General features: G+C 51.6%; 8 protein-coding genes. 7 read left to right on the top strand and 1 reads right to left on the bottom strand.

What is annotated here, in order from left to right; translation table 11 throughout:
• The 7 genes from AC6F7T_RS09185 to AC6F7T_RS09155 form a co-directional block, all read left to right on the top strand.
• On the top strand, positions 1-938 hold a 938-nt coding region (locus AC6F7T_RS09185), incomplete at its 5' end, for a polysaccharide biosynthesis protein (RefSeq protein WP_500718098.1).
• Between the two features lie 181 nt (positions 939-1,119).
• A complete protein-coding gene (locus AC6F7T_RS09180; RefSeq protein ID WP_500718097.1) occupies positions 1,120-2,457 on the top strand; it encodes a nucleotide sugar dehydrogenase in 1,338 nt (445 codons plus the stop codon).
• A gap of 64 nt (positions 2,458-2,521) precedes the next feature.
• Positions 2,522-3,400: a YicC/YloC family endoribonuclease gene (locus tag AC6F7T_RS09175; RefSeq protein ID WP_500718095.1), complete on the top strand. Its 879-nt coding sequence runs from the start codon at positions 2,522-2,524 to the stop codon at positions 3,398-3,400.
• Positions 3,393-4,010 carry a guanylate kinase gene (gene gmk / locus AC6F7T_RS09170; protein ID WP_500718093.1) on the top strand — a complete coding sequence of 206 codons (618 nt, stop codon included), beginning with the start codon at positions 3,393-3,395 and terminating at the stop codon, positions 4,008-4,010. Before AC6F7T_RS09175 ends, gmk begins: the two co-directional genes overlap by 8 nt.
• Before the next feature lie 83 nt (positions 4,011-4,093).
• Positions 4,094-4,300 carry a DNA-directed RNA polymerase subunit omega gene (gene rpoZ, locus AC6F7T_RS09165; RefSeq protein WP_500718103.1) on the top strand — a complete coding sequence of 69 codons (207 nt, stop codon included), beginning with the start codon at positions 4,094-4,096 and terminating at the stop codon, positions 4,298-4,300.
• Between the two features lie 95 nt (positions 4,301-4,395).
• Positions 4,396-6,543 carry a RelA/SpoT family protein gene (locus tag AC6F7T_RS09160; protein WP_500718090.1) on the top strand — a complete coding sequence of 716 codons (2,148 nt, stop codon included), beginning with the start codon at positions 4,396-4,398 and terminating at the stop codon, positions 6,541-6,543.
• 11 nt (positions 6,544-6,554) lie between these two features.
• Positions 6,555-6,941: a Rid family detoxifying hydrolase gene (locus AC6F7T_RS09155; RefSeq protein WP_500718087.1), complete on the top strand. Its 387-nt coding sequence runs from the start codon at positions 6,555-6,557 to the stop codon at positions 6,939-6,941.
• A gap of 92 nt (positions 6,942-7,033) precedes the next feature.
• Here the strand turns inward: AC6F7T_RS09155 and rpmB are convergent, their stop codons facing one another.
• Positions 7,034-7,225, bottom strand: a complete 192-nt coding sequence (gene rpmB / locus AC6F7T_RS09150; RefSeq protein ID WP_500718101.1) for a 50S ribosomal protein L28 — start codon at positions 7,223-7,225, stop codon at positions 7,034-7,036.
• Between the last annotated feature and the right edge of the window lie 46 nt (positions 7,226-7,271).

Raw genomic sequence — 7,271 nt, 5'->3', positions numbered from 1 at the left:
AAAATGGTGAAACGCCCCTTTTTATGATTGAACAGGAGTTAGCCAAGGCACATCAGCATGTGCCTATTGTTCCGGTGATTGGGGATGTGCGAAACCGCTCGCGCGTCAACGTTATTTTTGATCAACAGCAACCCCAGGTGGTGTTTCATGCGGCAGCCTACAAGCATGTACCATTAATGGAGGCGAATCCGGCGGAAGCAGTCAACAATAATGTGCAGGGCACCGTGTTGCTGGCGGATGCCTCTGATTATTACGGGGTTGAAAAGTTTGTCATGGTGTCGACGGACAAGGCGGTACGTCCCACCAATGTGATGGGAACGACCAAGCGCATTGCCGAAATGTATGTGCAATCCCTGAATAATAGATCAAAAACCCGTTTTGTTACGACCCGCTTTGGCAATGTGTTGGGGAGTAACGGCAGCGTTATTCCAACCTTCCAGCAACAGATTGAGGCCGGGGGGCCGGTGACGGTGACCCATCCGGAGGTAACGCGCTTTTTCATGACGATTCCCGAGGCGACGCAACTGGTATTGCAAGCCGGCAGTATGGGTCAGGGGGGGGAGATTTATCTTTTTGATATGGGCGAGCCGGTTAAAATCACAACCCTGGCCGAAGAGATGATCCGCCTTTCCGGCCTTGTGCCGTATGAAGATGTCGATATCGTTTATGTCGGCTTACGCCCCGGTGAAAAGCTTTACGAAGAATTGCTGCTGGATGATGAAGGGGTGCTGCCGACCCCTCATAGGAAAATCTGCATTGCCCAGTCGGTAACGCCGCCCCATCAGCAACTGGTAGAACAGATTGCCGCCCTGGTTGCCAGTGCCAAAATCCTTGATTTTAAGGCTGTAGGAGTGGGGCTTAAGCAGCTGGTGCCGGAATATTCGCCGACCGCGAACAAAAAACTCTCTGTTACTGACCGCAAGTCTTCGGTGTGTTGAAGGGACGCAGAGCCTGGTCTGAGAAACCCTTTACGTTTTACTGACCCAGCGACAGGGGACCCCGCTTCAGCGGCAAGTTATTTTCTTCACTTTGGTTACAATGCCCTGTATCCTTCGATCTGTTTTTTTTAGTATCTCTATGTCCAAGTCATAGCAATTCGAATCATTCCACGGGGTTTTTATGAAATTAACGGTTATTGGTACTGGTTATGTCGGCCTGGTCAGTGGGGCCTGTTTCGCTGAAATGGGCAATCAGGTTTACTGTGTTGATATCGATCAGGAAAAGATCGAGGGGCTCAAAAAAGGGAAGCTGCCGATTTACGAGCCGGGGCTCGATGCCCTGGTCGCTCGCAACCATACCGAGGGGCGGTTGCATTTTACCAGCAGTCTGGGCGAAGCAATGACGAATTGTTCGTTGTTTTTTATCGCCGTCGGTACACCACCGGGGGAGGATGGTTCTGCCGATCTGCAGTATGTGGTCGCTGTCGCCAAAGAAATCGGTTCATTGCTTGACAGCTATGCTGTTGTCGTCAATAAATCGACGGTGCCGGTTGGAACGGCGGAAATGGTCCATAACGCAATCCGGGAGCAACTCGACCAGCGCGGCGTTCAGGTCGAATTTGACGTCGTCAGCAATCCGGAATTTCTGAAAGAGGGGGCAGCTATTGATGATTTTATGAAGCCGGATCGGATCGTTGTCGGGACTGAAAGTCCCAGGGCGCGTGAACTGATGTACCAGCTTTATGCGCCTTTTAATCGTAATCATGAGCGTACCATCTATATGGGTGTGCGTGATGCGGAGATGACCAAATACGCCGCCAACTCGATGCTGGCAACGAAAATCTCCTTCATCAACGAGATGGCCGGTTTGTGCGAATTGCTCGGTGTTGATGTTGAAAATGTGCGGCGTGGTATTGGTTCGGACAGCCGTATCGGCTTTTCTTTTATCTACCCCGGTTGCGGTTACGGTGGCTCCTGCTTTCCCAAGGACGTGCAGGCGTTAATCCGTATGGCGCAGCAGGTAGATTTTGAGCCGCGGGTGCTGCAATCGGTGGAACAGCGCAATCAGTTTCAAAAAGGCTGGTTCGGTCGCCAGTTGCGTCGTCATTTTGGTGATGACCTCTCCGGACTAACCTTCGGGATCTGGGGTTTGTCATTCAAGCCGGGAACCGATGATATGCGAGAAGCCTCAGCCACAGTCTTGCTTGCCGATCTGCTGGCCGCCGGTGCCACTGTCCTGGCTTACGATCCGGTCGCCATGGAAACCGCTGCCCGTGAATTGCCGGCGCAGTGGTTTGCCTCAGGGCAGTTGCGCCTGGTAGATAACCAGTATCAGGCGTTAGAGGGTGCGGACGCGATGCTGCTGGTGACTGAGTGGAAACCGTTCCGTAACCCCGACCTTGATGCCATGCGTCGAACCATGAAGCAACAGCTGATTTTTGACGGACGCAATCAGTATGATCCCGAGCTGATACGCTCCGCCGGATTTGGGTATGTGGGGGTTGGGCGCTTGGTGTAATTGACCGGGGCACAGCACGCTGTGCTCCTACGTTTTTGCATTATAAACAACCTAAGGAAACCAGATGATCAAAAGTATGACCGGTTACGGTCGTGGGCAGTCGCAACGGGACAATCTGTCTTTCACGATAGAGATCAAGGCGGTGAACCATCGTTATGCCGATATCAATATCAAGGCTCCGCGTTTGGTAGCGCCTTTCGAGGCGCAGATCAAAAAACAGGTGGGGACCGTGCTCAAGCGCGGCAAAATTGATATCTATGTTACCCAGAATAACAATGCGCAAGCAACGGTAAAACCGGTTGTTAACAAGAGCCTGGCAGCGGCCTACCTTGAGGCGTTGCAGGAGATTCGCGATCTCGATGGTGTTAGCGGTGAGATCCCCTTGGCATATCTGGCGGCGTTGCCTGATGTTATCAAGCTCGAAGACGTCTCTGTGGTGGAAGAGGAAATCAGTGCGTCTCTGGAGGCCGCACTGACACAGGCCCTCGATGCGATTATCGGGATGCGTATGGTTGAAGGTGCCGCCACTGGTGTTGATATGCAGGAACGCTTGTTGCTGCTCAAGGAGATGATGTCAGGCATTGAAGCCCAGGCAGCATCAGTCCCGCTGGAATGGCAACGCAAATTAACCGAGCGCCTGGCACGGTTGCAGAATGGCGCAGAGATGGATCCGCAACGGATTGCTCAGGAAATTGCCATTTTTGCCGATCGTTCTGACATCAGTGAGGAACTGGTACGCTTTCGCAGTCACCTTGAACAATTCAGTGAACTGCTGACGTGCGCCGAACCCGTTGGCAGACAGATGGATTTTCTTGTGCAGGAACTGAACCGCGAAGCGAATACCATGGGTTCCAAGTCGAATGATGCGATATTGACCCGCTATGTGGTCGGTCTGAAGTCTGAACTCGAAAAGATCAGAGAACAGGTACAGAACATTGAGTAAAGAAGAACAACGAGATGGCACCCTGTTTGTCGTGTCGGCGCCATCAGGTGCCGGAAAAACCTCATTGTGCCGTGAACTGATTGACACTTTCCCGGAAATAAGGCAGTCTGTCTCGTTTACAACACGTTCCATGCGTGCCGGAGAGCAGGCTGGGGTTGATTATCACTTTGTCAACCCTTTGGCTTTCGAACGGATGAAAGATAATAACCAGTTTGCCGAGTGGGCGCAGGTTCACGGCAACCTTTACGGCACAGCGCTGGAAACCCTGGAGCAGGCAGCTGAACAGGGGATTGATCTGCTGCTCGATATTGATTACCAGGGCGCTGCGCAGCTGAAAAAAAATTGTCGCCACGGGGTTTTTATTTTTGTTCTGCCGCCCAACCTGACTGAACTGGAGCGGCGTCTACGCTCCCGCGGTACCGATACTGATGAGGTGATCAGACGACGCCTTAAGGTGGCGCGCGAGGAAATTTCACAGGCAATATGGTATGATTACCTGATCGTCAACGATCATCTGGACACGGCCGTTAACAAAATTAAAGCTATTGTTGTTGCGGAGCGTTGTCGCAGTGAACGCTCGGGGGAATTGCTGCAGCAGATTGTTAAGTAAGTGAAAAGAAGAATATAGAATACAGAATATAGAATATAGAATAATTTCTAACGATGGTTAATTAAGAACTTAAGGAGTAAATGATGGCACGCGTTACCGTAGAAGATTGTCTGGAAGTTATACCTAACCGTTTTTTGTTGGCCATGGTTGCCGCCAAGCGCGCCAAACAGCTGTACAAGGGTGGAGAGCCGCTGATCGAAAACAAGGCAGGGAACAAGAAGGTGGTTGTTGCCTTGCGTGAAATTGCTGCCAACAAGATTGAATTTGACATTCCTGTGCGCAAAAACTAGCATTAATCCGGATGCTGAGAATGTGGCAGTCGTCACTCTTTCAAGATGTTTCGGCTAGTATTTCACTTTTGCCGGGCGTCTGACCCGGTCACGCCATGTTGACACGAGACACCGTTTTTTCACAGTTTATCAGTTACTTTCCCCAGGCCGATCGAGTTCTGTTCGATCGTGCCTGTGCTCTTGCTGAACAGGCTCACCGCCTCCAAAAAACTCCCGATGGCCGCGATTACCTGCAGCACTCCCTTGAAGTAGCGGCCATTCTGACGCGCCTGAAAGTTGACCAGACGACCATTCTGGTTGGCATCCTTCATGATTTTCTCGCTACCCCCGATGCTTCACGCACTGAAATAGAAAAAATCTTTGGCAGTGAAGTCCTTCAGCTGATTGAAACCGGACACAAGATCAGCAGTATTCCTTACCGTCAAAAAAATCGCCAACAGGTTGAAAGTTTCCGCAAGATGTTTGTCGCCATGGCACGTGATCTGCGCGTGGTGCTGGTGTATCTGGCTGACCGTTTGAGTGATATGCGCGCTATTGAACACTGTGGACAAGCCAGAAAAGAATCTTACTCGCGTGAGACCCTGGAAGTTTACGCGCCTCTGGCCAATCGTTTGGGGATCAGCTGGCTCAAGGCGGAATTGGAGGATCTTTCTCTTCAGATTCTTGAGCCGGAAAAGTTTGCTGCCCTGACCCGACGCATCACGACGCACAAGGAAGAACGTGGTGATTATATTGACAAGGTTGGTGGGCAGATTCGCAAGCTGCTGGTAGATAATCAGCTCGAGGGGGATGTCACCGGGCGTTTCAAACATTTTTATTCTGTCTATCGCAAAATGGAGCGCACCGGGGTTGATCTCGATGAAATCTATGACCTGATTGCTTTTCGGGTGCTGGTCGATTCGGTCCGCGAATGTTACGAAGTGCTCGGGTTGATTCATGCAACCTGGAAACCCATCTCCGGGCGTTTCAAAGATTACATTGCCATGCCCAAAGCAAATATGTACCAGTCGCTGCACACGACGGTCCTCGGTCCTTTTGGCGAGCGCATGGAAGTGCAGATTCGTACCCATCAGATGCACAGTATTGCTGAAGAGGGGGTAGCCGCCCACTGGAAATACAAGGAGGGTGGCCCGGTAGCGGCGGTTGGTCGGGACGATAAACGTTTCAGCTGGCTACGCCAGGTGATGGAGTGGCAACAGGATGTCAGTGATCATGCTGCTGAAGAATCGTCTTTTATCGATCTGTTCCCCGAAGAGGTTTATGTCTTTACCCCTCAGGGCGAGGTCAAGGAATTACCCCGTGGCGCATCGCCGGTGGATTTTGCCTACGCTATCCATACCGATGTCGGGTCTCATTGTGTCGGTGCGCGGATCAACGGCAAGCTGTCGCCATTAAAAACCGAGCTGAAAAATGGCGATATCATCGAGGTGATGACAGCCACCCATCAAACCCCGCGCAAGGATTGGCTGGCCTTTGTTAAAACCTCCAAGGCGCGCAATAAAATTCGCCAGTGGGTCAAGGCCGAACAGCGTGAAAAAAGTATGCTCATGGGGCGCGAACTGCTTGAAAAGGCGCTGCGCAAGCACCAGACCAGTCTCAAACGCGCCTTGCTGTCAGGCCTGCTGGAACAGGCAGCAACAGAGTTCGGCTATCGCACAACAGATGACCTGTTTGCATCGGTCGGCTACGGTAAAACTTCGCCCGGACAGGTCATTTCACATATTGTTCCGCGCGCTGAAAAATCCGGCGATGCTGATCGACCTGACACTGATGATCAGGATAAGTCTTCGCGCCGTCCGTCGCAGAGCGCTATCCTTATCGGTGGTATCGACAATGTCATGGTACGCTTCGCCCATTGCTGTAATCCGTTGCCGGGGGAACCGGTCACCGGTTTTATCACTCGCGGACGCGGACTGACTGTCCATACCATCGATTGTCTGCAGGTACAGACCAGTGACCCTGAACGCCGTATCGAGGTGCAGTGGGATATGCACCGCAAAACCTTGCGCCCGGTCAAGATCCGGGTGATCTGTGAAGACCAAAAAGGGATGCTGGTGGGAATTTCCGGCGCCATCAGTCAAGCCGATGCCAATATCGTCAGTGCTACCGTACATGCCCGTGGCGATAAAAAAGGAAACAACCTGTTTGTTGTCGATGTCGAAAATCTCGAGCACCTTAACCGGGTCATCCGCGAAATTAAAAGGGTAAAAGGGGTTACGCGGGTTGAGCGGCTCAAAAATTAACAGAGGATGTTATGAACAAAAAAGTCATTACCACGCCAGCCGCACCGGCTGCTATTGGTCCTTATTCGCAGGCAATTCAAACCGGTGATCTATTGTTCTGCTCCGGCCAGATTCCCCTTGATCCGGCAACGGGAGAGATGGTTGACGGTGGCATTGAGGAACAAACGCGGCAGGTACTTGGCAATCTGGGCGAGGTGTTAAAAGCGGCCGGCGCAAACTACGACGATCTGGTAAAAACGACTATCTATCTGACCGACCTTGCACATTTTCCGTTGGTTAACGATATTTACGCTGGATATGTCGGTGCCTGTGCCCCGGCGCGGGCAACGGTTGAGGTGTCGGCCCTGCCGAAGGGGGCCTTGGTTGAAATTGATGGTATTGCCAGACTCAACGGTTGATAGGCTGTTGTTGAAACAGCACCACGACAAAAAGGGATGACGGTTATCAGTCATCCCTTTATTATTGTTGCTGTGCCTGAAAAAGAGGCTTATTAAACGACCTTTTGAACCTTGCCGGAGCGGATACAGCGGGTGCAAACCTTCATGGTTTTGATTGACCCCTCGTGCTCGGCACGGATTTTTTGCAGGTTCGGGTTCCACACGGTGCGGGTTTTGTTATGGGCGTGACTGACGTTGTTTCCGGTAATCGGCTTCTTGCCGCAAATTCCACATTCTTTAGCCATCTTGATATCCTCCTGAAAGTTTCGAACGCGATTAACTAACACAGAT

The sequence above is a fragment of the Pelovirga sp. genome (assembly GCF_059864205.1).
The sequence above is the reverse complement of the archived record's forward strand: the minus strand, read 5'-3'. Positions and strand labels throughout refer to the sequence as shown.

Coding starts and splice junctions, on each gene's coding strand:
- AC6F7T_RS09180 (WP_500718097.1), top strand. CDS start 1,120: ATGAAATTAACGGTTATTGGTACTGGTTATGTCGGCCTGGTCAGTGGG.
- AC6F7T_RS09175 (WP_500718095.1), top strand. CDS start 2,522: ATGATCAAAAGTATGACCGGTTACGGTCGTGGGCAGTCGCAACGGGAC.
- rpoZ (WP_500718103.1), top strand. CDS start 4,094: ATGGCACGCGTTACCGTAGAAGATTGTCTGGAAGTTATACCTAACCGT.
- AC6F7T_RS09160 (WP_500718090.1), top strand. CDS start 4,396: ATGTTGACACGAGACACCGTTTTTTCACAGTTTATCAGTTACTTTCCC.
- AC6F7T_RS09155 (WP_500718087.1), top strand. CDS start 6,555: ATGAACAAAAAAGTCATTACCACGCCAGCCGCACCGGCTGCTATTGGT.
- rpmB (WP_500718101.1), bottom strand. CDS start 7,225: ATGGCTAAAGAATGTGGAATTTGCGGCAAGAAGCCGATTACCGGAAAC.